14 protein-coding genes are annotated in these 16,023 nt (G+C 65.8%); 10 read left to right on the top strand and 4 right to left on the bottom strand.

All coding sequences use genetic code 11. The features are described 5' to 3' along the window. Nucleotides 1-34 precede the first annotated feature (34 nt). The 8 genes from U0C82_RS05615 (at nt 35) to guaD (ending at nt 10,316) form a co-directional block, all read left to right on the top strand. Entirely contained in the window at nt 35-1,552 is a 1,518-nt protein-coding gene (locus U0C82_RS05615) for a sensor domain-containing diguanylate cyclase (RefSeq protein WP_322186110.1), read from the top strand. A gap of 168 nt (nt 1,553-1,720) precedes the next feature. After that, the gene (xdhC, locus tag U0C82_RS05610) at nt 1,721-2,530 is read left to right on the top strand and encodes a xanthine dehydrogenase accessory protein XdhC (protein WP_322186109.1); all 810 of its coding nucleotides are present in this window, start codon (nt 1,721-1,723) and stop codon (nt 2,528-2,530) included. A 44-nt stretch (nt 2,531-2,574) separates the two neighbouring features. Continuing rightward, nucleotides 2,575-4,125 carry an ABC transporter ATP-binding protein gene (locus tag U0C82_RS05605; RefSeq protein WP_322186108.1) on the top strand — a complete coding sequence of 517 codons (1,551 nt, stop codon included), beginning with the start codon at nt 2,575-2,577 and terminating at the stop codon, nt 4,123-4,125. Further along, a complete protein-coding gene (locus tag U0C82_RS05600) occupies nt 4,122-5,210 on the top strand; it encodes an ABC transporter permease (protein WP_322186107.1) in 1,089 nt (362 codons plus the stop codon). Before U0C82_RS05605 ends, U0C82_RS05600 begins: the two co-directional genes overlap by 4 nt. Then, on the top strand, nt 5,207-6,121 hold the full coding sequence (locus tag U0C82_RS05595) for an ABC transporter permease (RefSeq protein WP_322186106.1): 915 nt from the start codon (nt 5,207-5,209) through the stop codon (nt 6,119-6,121). The genes U0C82_RS05600 and U0C82_RS05595 overlap by 4 nt, the downstream gene beginning before the upstream one ends. Nucleotides 6,122-6,151: 30 nt before the next feature. Beyond that, the gene (locus tag U0C82_RS05590) at nt 6,152-7,243 is read left to right on the top strand and encodes a BMP family ABC transporter substrate-binding protein (protein WP_322186105.1); all 1,092 of its coding nucleotides are present in this window, start codon (nt 6,152-6,154) and stop codon (nt 7,241-7,243) included. 383 nt (nt 7,244-7,626) lie between these two features. Beyond that, complete coding sequence (locus tag U0C82_RS05585; protein WP_322186104.1) at nt 7,627-8,901, top strand: urate hydroxylase PuuD; 1,275 nt, start codon at nt 7,627-7,629, stop codon at nt 8,899-8,901. Further along, a complete protein-coding gene (guaD, locus tag U0C82_RS05580; protein ID WP_322186103.1) occupies nt 8,898-10,316 on the top strand; it encodes a guanine deaminase in 1,419 nt (472 codons plus the stop codon). The genes U0C82_RS05585 and guaD overlap by 4 nt, the downstream gene beginning before the upstream one ends. Nucleotides 10,317-10,469: 153 nt before the next feature. Here guaD and U0C82_RS05575 read toward each other — a convergent pair whose 3' ends face one another. From U0C82_RS05575 to U0C82_RS05560, 4 genes are all read right to left on the bottom strand, one after another. Continuing rightward, the gene (locus tag U0C82_RS05575) at nt 10,470-11,162 is read right to left on the bottom strand and encodes an Isoquinoline 1-oxidoreductase subunit (protein ID WP_322186102.1); all 693 of its coding nucleotides are present in this window, start codon (nt 11,160-11,162) and stop codon (nt 10,470-10,472) included. A gap of 112 nt (nt 11,163-11,274) precedes the next feature. Continuing rightward, complete coding sequence (locus U0C82_RS05570; protein WP_322186101.1) at nt 11,275-13,464, bottom strand: xanthine dehydrogenase family protein molybdopterin-binding subunit; 2,190 nt, start codon at nt 13,462-13,464, stop codon at nt 11,275-11,277. Between the two features lie 4 nt (nt 13,465-13,468). Continuing rightward, nucleotides 13,469-13,927 (bottom strand): (2Fe-2S)-binding protein, encoded by a 459-nt coding sequence (locus U0C82_RS05565; protein ID WP_322186100.1) that lies wholly within the window; start codon nt 13,925-13,927, stop codon nt 13,469-13,471. A gap of 255 nt (nt 13,928-14,182) precedes the next feature. Beyond that, a complete protein-coding gene (locus U0C82_RS05560) occupies nt 14,183-14,365 on the bottom strand; it encodes a CsbD family protein (RefSeq protein WP_322186099.1) in 183 nt (60 codons plus the stop codon). A gap of 398 nt (nt 14,366-14,763) precedes the next feature. Between U0C82_RS05560 and U0C82_RS05555 the strand changes: the two genes are divergently transcribed. After that, nucleotides 14,764-15,222: an ion channel gene (locus tag U0C82_RS05555; protein WP_322186098.1), complete on the top strand. Its 459-nt coding sequence runs from the start codon at nt 14,764-14,766 to the stop codon at nt 15,220-15,222. A 495-nt stretch (nt 15,223-15,717) separates the two neighbouring features. Then, nucleotides 15,718-15,987, top strand: coding sequence for a 30S ribosomal protein S15 (rpsO, locus tag U0C82_RS05550; RefSeq protein WP_322186097.1), 270 nt, complete (start codon nt 15,718-15,720; stop codon nt 15,985-15,987). The last annotated feature ends 36 nt before the right edge of the window (nt 15,988-16,023 follow it).

The following is a 16,023-nucleotide window of genomic DNA, read 5'->3' as shown; positions in this document are numbered from 1 at the left end:
CAATACGCAAGCGACGATCTCAAAAGGCATTTCGATGACGCATACGGTTGCATCGCCTTCGAGCCAGGAACGTGGGGAACCGAGGGTTCGCCACGCCGACAGCACCTTCGCCCATGCGCCGGTCCCGCTCTGGCTGGAGGACTGGAGCGGCGTCAAGGCACTCATCGACACCTGGCGCCGCGAAGGGGTCGAGGATCTCGACGCCCATCTGGCCGCCCGGCCCGGCCTTCTCAAAGAGGCCGCGCGCGCCATCAGGATCCTCGACGTCAACGCGCGCACGCTGTCGCTGCTCGCCGCCCCCTCGCTCGCCGTGCTCCAGGACAATCTCGACATCGTGTTCTCGGGCAACATGTTCGGCACGCTGAAGGGGGAGTTGTGCCAGCTGTATCGCGGCGACAACGGTTTCGTCAGTCTCGCCGTCAACTACACGCTGGATCGAGAACCCCTGGACATCCAGGTCAAGGGGCGGATCATGCCGGGCCACGAGCATGACTGGAAACGCGTTCTCGTCTCGACGGAGGACGTGTCGGATCGCGAGGAAAGCCTGCGGCGGCTCGGCGAGAGCGAAGCCTTCTCGCGCGGCCTGTTCGAGCATTCGCCGGTTTCGCTCTGGGTCGAGGATTTCAGCAAGATCCGCGAGCTGCTGGAGGACGTCAAGGCACGCGGCGTCAGCGACTTCCGGACCTTCGTCGACGTCCATCCCGAATTCGTCGAGCGCTGCATGCGCGAGATCAAGGTCGTCGACGTCAACCGGCACACGATCGAACTCTTCAAGGCCTCCTCGAAGTCGGAGCTGCTTGCGCGTTTGAACGAAGTCTTCCGGGACGACATGCGGCCCCATTTCAAGGAACAGCTCATCAAGCTGTGGGAGGGCGAGCTGTTCCACACCCGCGAGGTCATCAATTACGATCTGACCGGCTCGGCCCTGCACGTCCACATGCAGTTTTCCGTCTTCCCGGGCCACGAGCGCGACTGGTCCTTGACGCAGGTCGCGCTGACCGACATCACGGCCCGAAAGAAAGCCGAGGCCTATCTCGAATATCTCGGCAAGCACGACGTCCTGACGGGGTTGCGCAACCGCTCCTTCTTCGACGACGAGCTGCAGCGGCTCGAGCGCTGCGGCCCGCATCCGGTCACCGTGATCGTCGCCGATCTCAACGGGTTGAAGCCGGTCAACGACAAGCTCGGCCACGCCGCCGGCGACATGCTGCTTCGCCGGGCGGGCGAGGTGCTGCGCGAGGCCGTTTCCGCGCCCCAGCAGGCCGCCCGGATCGGCGGCGACGAGTTCGTCGTCCTGATGCCTGCAACGGGCGAGAAGGACGGCACGACACTGATGCGCCAGATCGAGAAGCTCGTCGCGATCAACAACAAGTTCTACCCCGGCGCCAGGCTTTCCTTCGCCATGGGACTGGCCGTCTGCGAGAAGGACGAACGCCTGGAGGATGCGGTGCAGCGGGCGGACGAATTCATGTACGAGGCCAAGCGCAGCTATTACGAGTCCTCCGCCAGGAACCGCCGCGGCGTGCGCGCGCAAGCCGATGCCCGCCCCTGACGGACCAGCCGGTCGGATCGATCGACCGGTTCCGCCCGGTCCGCCGTCCCGTCTTGCCACGGACATGCGAACGCGCGAAGTTGAAGCGCCTGCCGCCGCCATTTCGACGGCTGGCCGTTTCCGGCCCACCTTTCCCGGCCCATCGATCCAGCAAGACGGCGCGCGCTCTTGGTTGCACCTTTCGGCATTCTCGTGACGGTTCTGACGGCGGAGGGGTCGACCCCGCGGGAAGCGGGCGCGACGCTCGAAGTCACCGAGGCGGGCCAGCGCGGCACGATCGGCGGCGGGCGCCTCGAATTCGACGCGATCGATCTGGCGCGGCATATGCTGAAGAGCGGTGCGGTGCGGGAGACGCGTTCGATCGCCCTCGGGCCGCGCATCGGCCAGTGCTGCGGGGGACGGGTCGAACTCCTCTTCGAGCGGGTGACGGAGGCGCTTGCCGAGCGCAAGGCGCGGGACGCCGAGGCCGCCCGCGCCGCGCAGGCCTCGGTCTATCTGTTCGGGGCGGGCCATACCGGCTCGGCGCTGGCCGCGGCGCTCGCGCCGCTGCCGCTGCAGACGACGCTGATCGATTCGCGCGCGCACGCGCTCGCCGCCGTCCCCGAAACCATCCGGACGATCGCCGCCGCCATGCCCGAATCGCTGGTCGCCGCCGCGCCTCCCGGCTCCGCCTTCGTCGTCATGACCCACGACCATGCGCTCGATTTTCTCATCGCCGCCGCCGCGCTCGAGCGCCGTGACGCCGCCTATGTCGGCATGATCGGCTCGGCGACGAAGCGTGCCCGGTTCGGCTCCTATCTGGGCGAACTTGGCCGGAAGGCCGATCTGGCGCGGCTGACGCTGCCGCTGGGCGGCTCGGCCCTGCGCGACAAGCGGCCTGCGGTGATCGCCGCCCTGACCGCCGCGGAACTGTGCACGTGCCTTCTTTCATACCATCAGAAAACACTGCCCGTTCGCTTGGCAGACGCTCCTTTGTAATGCCATAATAAGACGACGCAACTTCCAGGGATACCCCGCATTCCATGACGCCGCGCCTCGAGCTCTCCGGCATCACCAAGCGCTTTCCCGGCGTGATCGCCAACGAGGACGTTTCGTTCGCCGTGGCGCCCGGTGAGATTCACGCTCTTCTCGGCGAGAACGGCGCCGGCAAGTCGACCCTGGTCAAGATCATCTACGGCGTTCAGCACGCCGACGAGGGCACCGTCTCCTTCGACGGCCGGACCGTCGCGATCGGTTCGCCCAACGAGGCGCGCGCGCTCGGCATCGGCATGGTGTTCCAGCATTTCTCGCTGTTCGAGGCGATGACGGTCTTGGAAAACATCGCGCTCGGCATGGACAGGCCGCCGCCGAACCGGGAACTGGAAGCGCGGGTTCGCGCGGTGCTGAAGACCTACGGCCTCTCCCTCGATCCGCACCGCGTCGTCCACACCCTGTCGGTCGGCGAGCGCCAGCGCATCGAGATCGTGCGGGCCCTGATCCAGAACCCCAGGCTGCTCATCATGGACGAGCCGACATCGGTTCTGACGCCCCAGGAGGTCGATCGCCTGTTCGAGACCCTGCGCACCTTGAAGTCCGAGGGCTGCTCGATCCTCTACATTTCCCACAAGCTGTCCGAGATCAAGGCGCTGTGCGACACGGCGACGATCCTGCGCGCCGGCAAGGTGGTCGCGACCTGCGATCCTGCCGAGGAAACCGCCCGGTCCATGGCCGAGATGATGATTGGCGGATCGCTGAAGGATCTGTCGCAGAAGGCCGACGGCACGGCCGGACGCGAGCGGTTCGTCGTCCGCAACCTCTCGGCGCCCGGCGAGCCCCCCTTCGGCACCAGTCTCAAGGACGTTTCCTTTTCCATCCGGGCCGGCGAAATCCTCGGCATTGCAGGCGTTGCCGGCAACGGCCAGAACGAGCTGATCTCGGTCCTGTCCGGCGAGAGGCTGCACGGAGCTTCCGGCGCGATCCTTCTGGATGGCGAGGACCTGTCGCGGCTCGGTGTCACCGGACGGCGCCAAAAGGGTCTTGCCGCCTTGCCCGAGGAGCGCAACGGCCACGCCGCGGTCGGCGCCATGTCGCTTGCCGAGAACACGCTGCTTTCGGCGCGCGGACCAAGGCAACTCGCCGCCGGCGGCTTCCTGCGCCCGGGCAAGGCGAGGGCATATGCACGCTCCGTCATCGAGGCCTTTTCCGTGCGGGCCACCGGAACAAAGGCGCGCGCGGCCAGCCTGTCCGGCGGCAACCTGCAGAAGTTCGTCGTCGGCCGCGAGATCATGACCGGCCCCGCCGTCTTCATCGTCTCGCAGCCGACATGGGGCGTCGATGCGGGGGCGGCCGGATTCATCCGCCAGGCGATGATCGACCTGGCCGCCGAAGGCGCCGCCATTCTCGTCGTCAGCCAGGATCTCGACGAGCTTCTCCAGCTGTCGGATCGGCTCGCCGTCATCAATGGCGGGGCGCTGTCGCAGGCGATGGACGTGAAGACGGTCTCGATCGAGACGGTGGGCCTCCTGATGGGCGGCGTCCACGGCGAGGACGGCATCGATGCAAGGCAGGTTTCCGGCACGGACAGGGCGGCATGATGGGTTACACGCTCGAGCCGCGGGCGGACGTCAGCCGCAAGGCCAGTCTCGCCGCGCCCGTCATCGCGGTCTTCGGCGCGCTTCTCACCGGCGCGATCCTCTTCACGCTGCTTGGCCATAACGGGTTCTCGGCCGTCTACGAGATCTTCGTCGCGCCGCTCCTGAACCCCTATCGCTGGCAGGACCTTCTGGTGAAGGCCGCGCCGCTCGCCATCATCGCGACCGGTCTCGCCATCGGCTTTCGCGCCAATGTGTGGAACATCGGCGCGGAGGGCCAGTACATTCTCGGCGGCCTCGGGGGAACCTGGGTCGCGCTCCACACCCTCGATCTTGCGGGATCATGGATCCTGCCGGTGATGCTCCTCGCCGGCATTCTGGGTGGCATGGCCTATGCGGCGGTGCCGGCGTTTCTGCGGGTGAAGCTCGGGGTCAACGAGATCCTGTCCTCGCTGATGCTGAACTATGTCGCGATCCAGCTACTCTATTACCTGATGCGCGGGCCCTGGAAGGACCCGATGGGCTTCAACTTCCCGCAGACGGCCATGTTCACCTCCGATCAGACCCTGCCCATGGTGGTGCCCGGCACGCTCGTCCATTACGGCGTGCCGATCGCCGTGGCGCTCGCCCTCACGGCCTGGGCCCTGATGGCGCGCACCATCGTCGGCTTTCAGGTGCGCACCGTGGGCGCCAGCCCGAAGGCTGCGCGCTTTGCCGGCTTTTCGGGAAGCTCCACCATCTGGCTCGCGCTTCTCATCGGCGGTGGCATGGCCGGGCTCGCCGGCATTCTGGAAGCGTCGGGCCCCTTCGGCCAGATGGTGCCCCAGTTTCCGACCGGATACGGCTACACCGCGATCATCGTCGCCTTTCTCGGGCGCTTGAACCCGATCGGAATTCTCGCCGCCAGCCTCGTTCTGGCACTCACCTATGTCGGCGGCGAGAACGCGCAGACGGCGATCGGCCTGCCCAATGCCGCCGCCGGCGTGTTCCAGGCGCTGATGCTCTTCTTCCTTCTCGGCGTCGATATCCTGGCTTCCTATCGGTTGAAGCGGACGACGGCCGCCAGACCGCAGGCATCGCGCGCATGACTCTCGATCTCCTCGTCGCCATCCTGATGACCGTGGCGGGTGCCGCGACCCCGCTCCTGATCGCCGCCCTCGGCGAACTCGTCGTGGAGAAGTCCGGCGTTCTCAATCTCGGTGTCGAGGGCATGATGCTCATCGGCGCGGTCACAGGCTTCGCGGTCGCCTACGTCACCGGCGTGCCGACCTTCGGCGCGCTCGCGGCGCTTTGCGCCGGAGCGCTGGTCTCGCTGGTGTTCGCGGTCCTGACGCTTTCGCTGATGGCGAACCAGGTCGCCACGGGCCTTGCCCTCACCATCTTCGGCACCGGCGTATCGGCGCTGATCGGGGCGCCCTTCGTCGGCATCACCACCGCGACGCTCGGGCCGCTCTTCGCGTTCGACGATCCGCTGATGCGGCTCGTCTTCGGCCATTCGCCGCTGGTCTATCTGGGGCTCGCCCTGACGCTCGCCGTCTGGTGGTTCCTCCGGCATTCGCGCCGCGGCCTCGTTCTGCGCGCGGTCGGCGAAAGCGACGAGGCGGCCCATGCGATCGGCTATCCGGTGCTGAAGATCCGCTATCTCGCCGTCCTCTTCGGCGGGGCGATGGCGGGGCTTGCCGGCTGCTATTATTCGCTCGTCCTGACGCCCATGTGGGCCGAGCGGCTGACCGCGGGCCGCGGCTGGATCGCCATCGCGCTCGTCGTCTTCGCATCCTGGAAGCCCGGCCGCCTGCTGCTGGGGGCCTATCTGTTCGGCCTCGTCATCACCATGGAGCTTCAGGCCAAGGCTGCGGGCTTCAACATGTTCGCGCCCGAATTCCTCGCCGCGCTTCCCTATCTGGCAACGATCGCGGTCCTCGCCATCATCTCCTTCGCCCGCAAGGGCGATGCCAACGCGCCCGCCTGCCTCGGCAAGTCCTTCCGGGCGACCGCCTGACACCCCGTCCCGTCCCACAGGAGTATCCAAATGTTCAAACTCACCAAGCGCCGGCTTCTTTCGGCCGCCACCTTCGCCGCCGCAAGCCTTGCGATCCCGGCCTCCTTCGCCCAGGATTCCGGCGCCAAGGACAAGGTCAAGGCCGCCTTCGTCTATGTCGGCCCGGTCGGTGATTTCGGCTGGACCTACGCCCACGACGAAGCGCGCAAGTGCATGGTCGAGCAGCTCGGCGACAAGGTCGAGACGACATTCGTGGAAAATGTCGCCGAGGGCCCCGATTCCGAGCGCGTCATCCGACAGCTCGCTCAGGATGGCGCGGACATCGTCTTCACCACCTCCTTCGGCTTCATGAACCCGACCATCAAGGTCGCCAAGCAGTTTCCGGACGTGAAGTTCGAGCATGCGACCGGCTACCAGACCGGCTCCGACAATATGAGCCTCTACAACGCCAAGTTCTACCAGGGCCGCGCGGTCCTCGGCACCATCGCCGGCAAGATGTCGGAAAGCGGCAAGGCCGGCTACATCGCCTCCTTCCCGATCCCGGAAGTCGTGATGGGCATCAACGCCTTCACGCTGGCGGCCAAGAAGGTGAATCCGGACTTCGAGACCCAGGTCGTCTGGGTGAACTCCTGGTACGATCCCGCCAAGGAGGCGGACGCGGCCAACGCGCTGCTGAGCCAGGGCGCCGACGTCATCACCCAGCACACCGATTCGCCCGCGCCGCTGCAGGCCGCAGAGAAGGCCGGCGCGATCGCCTTCGGCCAGGCGTCCGACATGTCGAGCTTCGCGCCGAACGCGCACATGACCGCGATCGTCGACGATTGGTGCCCCTATTACGTCAAGCGCGTCGAAGCGGTTCTCGACGGCTCCTGGGAAGCGGACAATGTATGGCTCGGCATGGCGGACGGCGAGGTCGTCATGTCGCCGTTCAGCGACAAGATGCCCGAGGACGTCAAGGAGGCCGCGCAGAAGGTCTATGACGACACCAAGGCCGGGACCTACGAGGTCTTCACCGGCCCGATCACCGACCAGTCCGGCGAAGTCCGCGTTCCCGAAGGCGAGACCCTTTCGGAGGAAGATCTCCTGAAGATGGACTGGTATGTCGAAGGCGTGAAGAGCTGACAAGACTGGCCTGACGCCGCCGACAGGTCCCTGATCCGCAGGCGGCTGATGGGATTGGCGGGAGCTTCAACTCTCGCCTCCGTCATCCTCTGGCCCCGTCCCGAGGATGATGGAGGACCGAACGCAGCTTCCGGCGTCGTCCCTCGTGATGCACCAAGGCCCCCGGCGCAGTCAGACGGGGGCAACTGCAGCATCATTGGATCCTCGGGATAAAGCCCGAGGATGACGAACCGCTCGCAGCCAAAAAAATGCCTACGGCTCCAGGCGAAAACTCAGCATCGCCTGAGACTGTGGGTTGACTGCTTGGCGCGCCGGGTCGATCGAAAAACCGGATTTAACGTTTTCGCCCGGCGCTCCAGCCTTGCAGCCTAAGGAACCTGCCCATGTGGATCTACTTCTCCGAATGGCTGCAGTTCGCGGTGCGCTGGGTGCACGTCGTCACCGCGATCGCCTGGATCGGATCGTCCTTCTATTTCATCGCGCTCGATCTCGGCCTTCGAAAGCCGCGCCGGTTGCCCGAGGGCGTGTCGGGCGAGGCCTGGCAGGTGCATGGCGGCGGCTTCTACAACATGCGGAAATTCACGATCGCGCCCGACGAGATGCCGGAGGATCTCACCTGGTTCAAATGGGAGAGCTACGCCACCTGGCTGTCGGGCGCCGCGCTTCTGTTCCTCGTCTATTATCTGGGGGCCGAACTCTACCTGATCGATCCGGCGAAGGCCGATCTGCCGGTCTGGGGCGCCAGCCTCATCGGCATCGGCGGCCTGGCGCTCGGCTGGCTGGTCTATGACGGCCTGTGCAAATCGCCCCTGAGGACCAACGACACATGGCTGCTCGCCGCGTTGTTCGTCTACGTGGTGGCGGCGAGCTGGGGCTTTTCGCAGGTGTTTTCGGGCCGCGGCGCCATGCTCCATACCGGCGCGATGATCGCGACGATCATGAGCGCCAACGTGTTCTTTCTGATCATTCCCAACCAGACGATCGTGGTGAACGACCTGAAGGCGGGCCGGACGCCGGACCCGTCCCTCGGCAAGGCGGCGAAGCAGCGCTCGCTGCACAACAATTACCTGACGTTGCCCGTCATCTTCCTCATGCTGTCCAACCATTACCCGTTGGCGTTCGCCACCGAATGGAACTGGGCGATCGCCGGGCTTGTGCTCCTGATCGGGGCGCTCGTGCGGCACTATTTCAACACCGAGCACGCCACGGGAAAGCGCCTGTGGTGGTGCTGGGGCGCTGCCGCCTTTCTCTTTGCCATCATCATCACCCTGTCGGGCGCGCCCGGCTGGCGGGCCGAACCGGCCGAAGAGACCGCACGCGAATGGACGAAGGACCCGCAGGTCGCGCTTGCCGCGTCCCCGCTTCTCGACGATGCGGAAGGGGTGATCCTGTCGCGCTGTTCCATGTGCCATGCGCGCGAACCGCTCTGGCCGGGGATCGGTCACGCTCCGAAGGCGGTCACCCTGGAAACCCGCGACGACATCGTGCATTTCGCTTCCGCGATCGAGCGTCAGGCGGTGCGCAGCCATGCCATGCCGCCGGGCAACGTCACCGCCATGGACCCTGCGGAACGCCGAATCCTGGCACGTTGGCTGGCGGCGGGCGAGGGTGTACGACTGGGACAGAACGGTCTGCAACGCGTGGCGAGCAATCCATGAGCATCCCCATCACGCCGGTCGCCTCCAAGGGCCGGACCCTCGCCCTGCGCGGACGGGTCCTCTCATTTGCCGGCGATCCGGCGCAGGAGGGCGAACGGGCAGTCCGCTTCCATTCCGACGGTCTCGTTCTCGTGCGCGACGGGCTGATCGAGGCGGTGGGCGAGGCGCAGGCGATGCTGGATGCTCTGCAGCCGGGGTTCCCGGTCGTCAACCACCATCCGCATCTGATCATGGCGGGCTTCATCGATCCGCATCTCCACCTGCCCCAGACCCAGGTGATCGCTTCCTACGGCGCCGAGCTGCTCGAATGGCTGCAGCGATACACGTTTCCCGAAGAGACACGCTATTCAAGCCCCCGCGTCGCCTCCGATGCCTCGCGCTGGCTTCTCGACACGCTGGCCGCCAACGGGACGACGAGCGGTTCGGTCTACTGCACGACCCATCCGGCCAGCGTCGACGCGTTTCTGGGCGAGGCGGGACGGCGCGGGCTTCGCATGCTGGCCGGCAAGGTGATGATGGATCGCGGCGCGCCGGACGCGCTGATCGACACGCCCCAGCGGGCCCATGACGAGACGAAGGCGGCGATCGAGCGCTGGCATGGCGAGGGCCGGCTCGAGGTCGCGATCACGCCCCGTTTCGCGCCGACCTCAAGCGAGGCGCAGCTCGAGGTCGCCGGGGCGCTCGCGCGCGACTATCCCGACCTGCCGATCCAGACCCATCTGTCCGAGAACGCCGCCGAACTCGACTATGTGGCACAGCTCTTCCCGCACGATGCCGACTATACCGCCGTCTACGAACGCTTCGGGCTGGTGCGGCCGCGCGCGCTCCTCGGCCATTGCATCCATCTGAACCTGCGCGAACGTCGTGCGCTCGGGGAGGGCGGAGCCTCGGCGATCTTCTGCCCGACGTCGAACCTCTTCCTGGGCTCCGGTCTGTTCGACCGAAACGCCCTCGGCGCGGCCGGCGTTCGCATCGGCATCGCGACCGATATCGGCGGCGGCACCAGCTATTCGATGCTGCGGACCCTTGCCGAGGGCTACAAGGTGCTGGCCCTGCGCGGCCAGAAGCTTCCCGCCTTCGAGGCATTTCATCTGGCAAGTGCCGGCAATGCGCAGGCCATGGGTCTTTCCCATGTCGTCGGGACGCTCGCGCCCGGCCTCGAAGCCGACATCACGGTTCTCGACAGCCGCGCGACGCGCCCTCTCGTGCGGCGCATGGAGCGCGTGGAAACGCTCGAGGAAGAGCTCTTCGCCCTCATGACACTCGGCGACGAACGCGCGACCGTCGCCACCTATTCCGGCGGCAGAGCGATCTACGAGCGGGCCGACGCCCCGCCCGAACGCGGCTCCCCCGCCCGCCAGAACAGCGCGCCCCTGACGAGCCCCGGCGACGGTCGAGGCGGCTCCGACCAGTAGGCGAGGCAGGATCGCGGGTCGGATATGAAAACGCCCGCGCCGGCAGAACCGGCGCGGGCGTTTTCTTGTGTCCATCGAAGAGGCGACGGGCGGTCATTAAGGGCGCAAGCGTCGAACGAAGAATGCAGCGCCAGACCCTCCCGCGCCGGAGATCTATTCCTGCGGGCAATGGGCGCCGGTCGCGGCCCAGGCTTCGTAGAGTGCGCCGAACTCTTCCTGCGTGCCGGGAACGGGCTCGCGGCCTTCGCCCGGATTCCAGCCCCAGCCGACGAGATCGTCTTCGGCCATGTGCTCGACGAGGGCTGCGAGGTCGAGGCCGCCATTGCGGTTCTGGTCCTTGATCTGCACGCAGATCTCGGCGAGCGACTTGCCCTCCCAGGCCATTTCGATCGGCGCCAGGTGCCAGTTCGGATTGCCGGGGATCGACTTGATGTCTTCGCTCTGGCCGATCACGGCCGCGTTCTCCGGGCCATGGCAGGTGTTGCACATCATGCCGGGCACGCCGAAATTGGCGTCGCCCCGCTGAACCGGTGGCTGATGCGGGTTCATCTCCATGTTCTGCAGCGGCGAATTGCCGGCCGGATGGCAGTTCACGCAGCGTGGATGCTGAAGGACCTTGCCGGTCTCCTCGAAGATCGCCACCGAACGCTCGGCTTCGTCGGTGATGACGTCGAAATCGGCGACGGATTTCAGGCCCACGGGGGCTTCCGGCTGTTCGATGGGCCGGGAGGCTTCGCCCGTCGCCGGATTGCGGTTCTGCGCGTGAGCGGGCGTCGGCGCGCCGAGATGGGTCGCGGCAAGGGTGAGAAGGAGGCCGGCAAGGCCGTTTCGAAGCTTGGAAGTCACGGCGGCACTCGCTTTAAGCATAGGAATTCTCGAGGGGGAGAATTCGTCCTTGAATGGAATACCGGCCACGCCTTGCGGCATGGCCGGCCAAACTGAAGAGATCGTCCGCGCCTCAGGCACCCGCGCTCCTGGCAGGCACGATCGGAAGCCGCTCGACCGCCTGGCCGGTCAGCCGGCGCCACGCATTGGCGACCGCCGGTCCGATCGGCGGAACGCCGGGTTCACCGACGCCGGTGGGCGGTTGGCTCGAGGCGATGACCGCGACCTGAACCTCGGGCATTTCGGAAATGCGCAGCGAGCGATAGTCGTGGAAGTTCGACTGGACGACGCCGCCGCCTTCACCGAGCGCGATCTCGTCGTAAAGGATCGCGCCCAGACCGTAGCCGATGCCGCCTTCCATCTGCGCCTTGATGATGTTCGGGTTCACCGCGACGCCGCAATCGACCGCACACCAGACCCGATGCACCGTCGGTCCGCCGTCCTCGCCGATCGAGACCTCGGCGATCTCGGCCACATAGGTCGAAAAGCTCTTGTGGACCGCGACGCCCCAAGCCCGCCCCTCGGGGGGCGTTCCGCCCTTGAAGCCGGCCATTTCGGCGACTTTCACCAGCACGCCGCGCTCGCGCGATCCCTTGGGCAGGAGGGCCAGACGCCCCTCGACGGGATCCTTGCCGCCTTCTTCCAGAAGCTGGTCGAGGAAGGTCTCAACCGCGAACGCGGTATGGGTGTGACCCACCGAGCGCCACCACAGGATCGGCACCGGCAGGCCGGTATTGACCGACATGACGCGGCGATTCTCGATCTGGTACGGGCTGTCGGACGCGCCTTCGACGCTGGTCGAATCGATATCGTCCTTGTTCATGATCGACTGGCCGACGATCGCCTGGTCCCAGGCGACGATGTTGCCTTCGGCATCGAGTGCGCCCTTCAGCGTATGGACGTAGATCGGACGGTAGAAACCGCCGCGAATATCGTCCTCGCGCGTCCACATGTGCTTGACCGGACGGGTCATGCCGGACGCCTTGAAGACCTCGGCCGCCTCGCGCATGTAGGGCGAACCGAACTGGGCGCGGCGTCCGAACGAGCCGCCGGCATATTGCGTGTTGACGCGCACGTTCGCGGGATCGACGCCGCAGACGTCAGAGATCGCGGCCTTGTCCTGGCCGGGGAACTGCGCGCCGTTATAGCAGTCGATCGAGCCGTCCTCGCGCCTCACGAGAACCGCGTCGAGCGGCTCCATGGGGGCGTGCGCCAGGAACGGGAAGCGCATCGTGGCTTCGATGGTCCGCAGTCCGTCCTGGTTGAGATTGGCGGCGACATCGCCCTGGTTGGCAGCTTCGATCGCCTCGTCGCTTTTGGCCCGTGCGATATAGTCCTCGAAGATTTCCTCGCTCGACCGGGTCTCGGCTTGCGACAGGTCCCACTCGACGTCGAGCATCGACCGGCCCTTGAGGGCGGCGAAGGTGTTCTCGCCGTAGACGGCGATGCCTTGCGGGATCTGCTTGACATCGACGACGCCGGGCACCTGCCGTGCCCGCGTGTCGTCGAAGCGCGCGACGGTCGCGCCGAAATGTTCGGGGTGGGCGACCACGGCGACGAGCATGCCGTCGAGCTGGATGTCGAGGGTGAAGATCGCCGTGCCGTCGACCTTGGCCGGCGTATCGAGTTTCGGGCGATCCTTGCCGATGAGGACGAAATTCTTCGGATCCTTCAGGGCCGGCTCGGACGGCACGTCCATCGTCGCGGCTTTCGACGCGAGCGAGCCGAAATCGGAGCTCTTGCCGGAGGCCTTGTGGCTGATCGTGCCGTTCGACACGGCGATCTCCTCGCTCGGCACGCCCCATTCGTCGGCGGCGGCCGCGACGAGCATGGCTCTCGCCGTCGCACCGGCCTTGCGCATCTGCTCGTAGGAATTGGCGATGGCGGTCGATCCGCCGGTGCCCTGCAGCCCGAATGCGAGATTCTTGTAGATATCGTCGTCGGCCGGGGCCGCCTCGACGCGCATCTGGCTCCAGTCGGCGTCGAGTTCCTCGGCGACGAGCGTCGTCAGGCCGGTATAGGGACCCTGGCCGAACTCGATATGCTTGGACAGGACCGTGACGGTGGAATCGGGAGCGATGCGCACGAAGGCGTTGAACGCAGCCGCCGCTTCGTTCTGGACGTCGGCCTGGATCGCGCCGAGATCCTCGGCCCGGGCAAAACCTTTGGGGGCGAGCGTCATGCCGATGACGAGACCGGCGCCGGTGAGGAAGGCGCGGCGGCTCGGGCGAATGCTTGCGGGTGTCAGGTCGTGAATGCCCATGGGCTCAGCCCTCCATCGTGTCGGATGCGTCGTGGATGGCTTGCCGAATGCGCTGGTAGGTCGCGCACCGGCAGATATTGCCGGCCATGGCGCCGTCGATGTCGGCATCGCTGGGCGTCGGGTTCATCTGCAGGAGCGAAACGGCGGACATGATCTGGCCGGACTGGCAGTAGCCGCACTGGGGCACGTCGATCGCGGTCCACGCGGCCTGGACGGCCTTCGCCTCGGGCCCTTCGAGGCCTTCGATGGTGGTGACGGACGAGCCTTCGAGCGTCGAGACCGGCGTGATGCAGGAGCGCCGCGTCATGCCGTCGACATGAACCGTGCAGGCGCCGCACTGGGCGATGCCACAGCCATATTTCGTGCCGGTGAGCTTCTCCGCGTCGCGGATGACCCACAGAAGCGGCGTGTCGGGGTCGCCGTCGAAACTGCGTTCCTGGCCATTGAGGGTGAAAGAGACCATCGGCCGCTCCTTTTTTCGTGATGAACGCGTCGAATCCGTCCTTCCGGTCATCCGCCGGACGATGTCCGGAAGGCTGGAAAGACGGCACGCGAGCCGAAACCTGATCGTTCTCAGATTATTCGATTTAGAACGTTTCGCAAGAGCGCCAGAGGCTTATGCCGGTGGGGCGACCTGTGCGAACCCTCTCCCCCAAGCGAAAAGGCCGCCCTTTTCAGGACGGCCCGCACTCTTCACAATATCCGGAGGTGAGACGGGTCACCGGGTCTGATCGGTGACCGCATCCTTGACCTTGCCGTAATTCTTCTGGGTCTTGCCTTCGAGCTGATCCGCCTTGCCTTCGGCTTCCATCTTCTCGTTGCCGAGCGCCGAACCGACCGCTTCCTTAAGCTTGCCGCCGGCTTCCTTGGCTCCACCCTTGATCTCGTTCTTGTCGACCATGGCCGTTACTCCTTTATCGCCGCACCCGTCCGGCGGCTTCGAGGACCTAAACGTGCAATCCGTTCGCGATGTTCCCGGTCCAGCATGCGCGCCGGTCAAGCTTTCCGATTTTTAATGAAGGGTTCCATCCGGCCGATTCCAGCGCGCGTCGCGTCGCGTGGAACGGTTCCGAAACGCTTCACGAACGCGTATGGCGCAAGGCCCTGTCATGCCTGACGTGAAGGCCGCCTGCGCGCCGCACCGAACCAGCCGAACGCCGGATGCTGCGAGGAGTGATCGCCGGTCGTGGCGAATTTGCCCGACGGGCGTCGGGGTCGGGATTTGCCGGCTGGCGAAAATGTCCGGCGCGACGCGCCTTGTCCCTTGCCTTTTCGCAGGGGTGCAGAAACTAAGCTGTTATGACATTCATTGCTTTTATCATTGGGTTCGCCCTGATCGTCGCGCTCGGCACCGCGCATCATTTCGGCATGCTGTGGATCCTTCGCATGACGCCGCATGCGGAACACACCGGTCACAAGGCGGTGCTGTTCACCTTCGTCGGGCTGCTCACCCTCCATACGAGCGAGATCCTCGCATTCGCGGGCGTATTCGCCCTTCTCCTTCAGTTCGAGGCGCTCGGCGCATTCGGGGGCTCCTACCGCGGAACGTGGGCCGACCTGATCTATTTCTCCGGCATCAATTTCGTCACCCTCGGCTTTACCGATATCGACACGATCGGGCCGCTCCGGCTGATCGGCATGTTCCAGTCGCTCGGCGGCTTCATGGTGCTGACATGGTCGGCGACGCTGATCTTTTCCGTCTCAGGGACGGCGTGGCACGAAGGCGGCTATGAGGAAGACGAGGCGTCCGATCGCTGAGTGCGGTGTTCAGGCGGTGCGTTCCGTTCTGGTGCTCAGTCCACGAAATGCCCGCCGGTCTTCAAGCCTTCCCCCCCAGTTTCGTCATCCCGGGCTCGACCCGGGATGACGAGGGTTTGGAATGGGGGCGTGGATCGGACGTGGTGACGGCGAGGGCGCCGGGCCTCTCCTCCTGTTGCGAGGGTTGGGAATGAGGGCGATGCCAACGCGGATCAAAGCCAAAGGCGAACGTGCGGAACGAGGGCCCGACGACGACGACCTCCGACATTCGACCGGACGAGGAATCCACCAAGCACCCTTCCGGACGACCGAGACCTTGAAACCGCCCGCCCGCCGATCCGGCCTGCCCGATCCCCCTATCAATCGCGCCGCAATTCGCCTATAGGCACCCCATCAGGATGCCGGCTCGCGCCCGCACCATGATTCACGGCCCATGCTGGACGACATCCCGGCCCGGGCGGCACGACCCACAACGCACAATGAAAGGGGTACCCGATGTCGATTACACTCGAGCGCAAAGCCGAGCTCATGAAGGAATATGCGACCAAGGAGAACGATACCGGTTCGCCGGAAGTTCAGGTCGCGCTTCTGACCGAGCGCATCACCAATCTGACCGACCATTTCAAGGACCACAAGAAGGACAACCACTCCCGTCGTGGTCTCCTGAAGATGGTCTCGACCCGTCGCCGGCTTCTCGACTATGTGAAGAAGACCGACGAAGCGCGCTACCAGACGCTGATCCAGCGTCTTGGCCTTCGCCGCTAGTTCCGCTATAGTGCAATCCCGGCGGGCCTCTTCATC

Source organism: Fulvimarina uroteuthidis (assembly GCF_034321785.1).
In the GTDB taxonomy this organism is placed as follows: Bacteria; Pseudomonadota; Alphaproteobacteria; order Rhizobiales; family Rhizobiaceae; genus Fulvimarina; species Fulvimarina uroteuthidis.
The sequence above is the reverse complement of the archived record's forward strand: the minus strand, read 5'-3'. Positions and strand labels throughout refer to the sequence as shown.

Bases quoted from the DNA above. Each gene is read 5' to 3' on its own strand.
- U0C82_RS05605 (WP_322186108.1), top strand. From the start codon at position 2,575: ATGACGCCGCGCCTCGAGCTCTCCGGCATCACCAAGCGCTTTCCCGGC.
- U0C82_RS05570 (WP_322186101.1), bottom strand. From the start codon at position 13,464: ATGGGCATTCACGACCTGACACCCGCAAGCATTCGCCCGAGCCGCCGC.
- U0C82_RS05585 (WP_322186104.1), top strand. From the start codon at position 7,627: ATGTGGATCTACTTCTCCGAATGGCTGCAGTTCGCGGTGCGCTGGGTG.
- U0C82_RS05565 (WP_322186100.1), bottom strand. From the start codon at position 13,927: ATGGTCTCTTTCACCCTCAATGGCCAGGAACGCAGTTTCGACGGCGAC.
- U0C82_RS05560 (WP_322186099.1), bottom strand. From the start codon at position 14,365: ATGGTCGACAAGAACGAGATCAAGGGTGGAGCCAAGGAAGCCGGCGGC.
- rpsO (WP_322186097.1), top strand. From the start codon at position 15,718: ATGTCGATTACACTCGAGCGCAAAGCCGAGCTCATGAAGGAATATGCG.
- U0C82_RS05555 (WP_322186098.1), top strand. From the start codon at position 14,764: ATGACATTCATTGCTTTTATCATTGGGTTCGCCCTGATCGTCGCGCTC.
- U0C82_RS05600 (WP_322186107.1), top strand. From the start codon at position 4,122: ATGATGGGTTACACGCTCGAGCCGCGGGCGGACGTCAGCCGCAAGGCC.
- U0C82_RS05615 (WP_322186110.1), top strand. From the start codon at position 35: ATGACGCATACGGTTGCATCGCCTTCGAGCCAGGAACGTGGGGAACCG.
- guaD (WP_322186103.1), top strand. From the start codon at position 8,898: ATGAGCATCCCCATCACGCCGGTCGCCTCCAAGGGCCGGACCCTCGCC.
- U0C82_RS05590 (WP_322186105.1), top strand. From the start codon at position 6,152: ATGTTCAAACTCACCAAGCGCCGGCTTCTTTCGGCCGCCACCTTCGCC.
- U0C82_RS05595 (WP_322186106.1), top strand. From the start codon at position 5,207: ATGACTCTCGATCTCCTCGTCGCCATCCTGATGACCGTGGCGGGTGCC.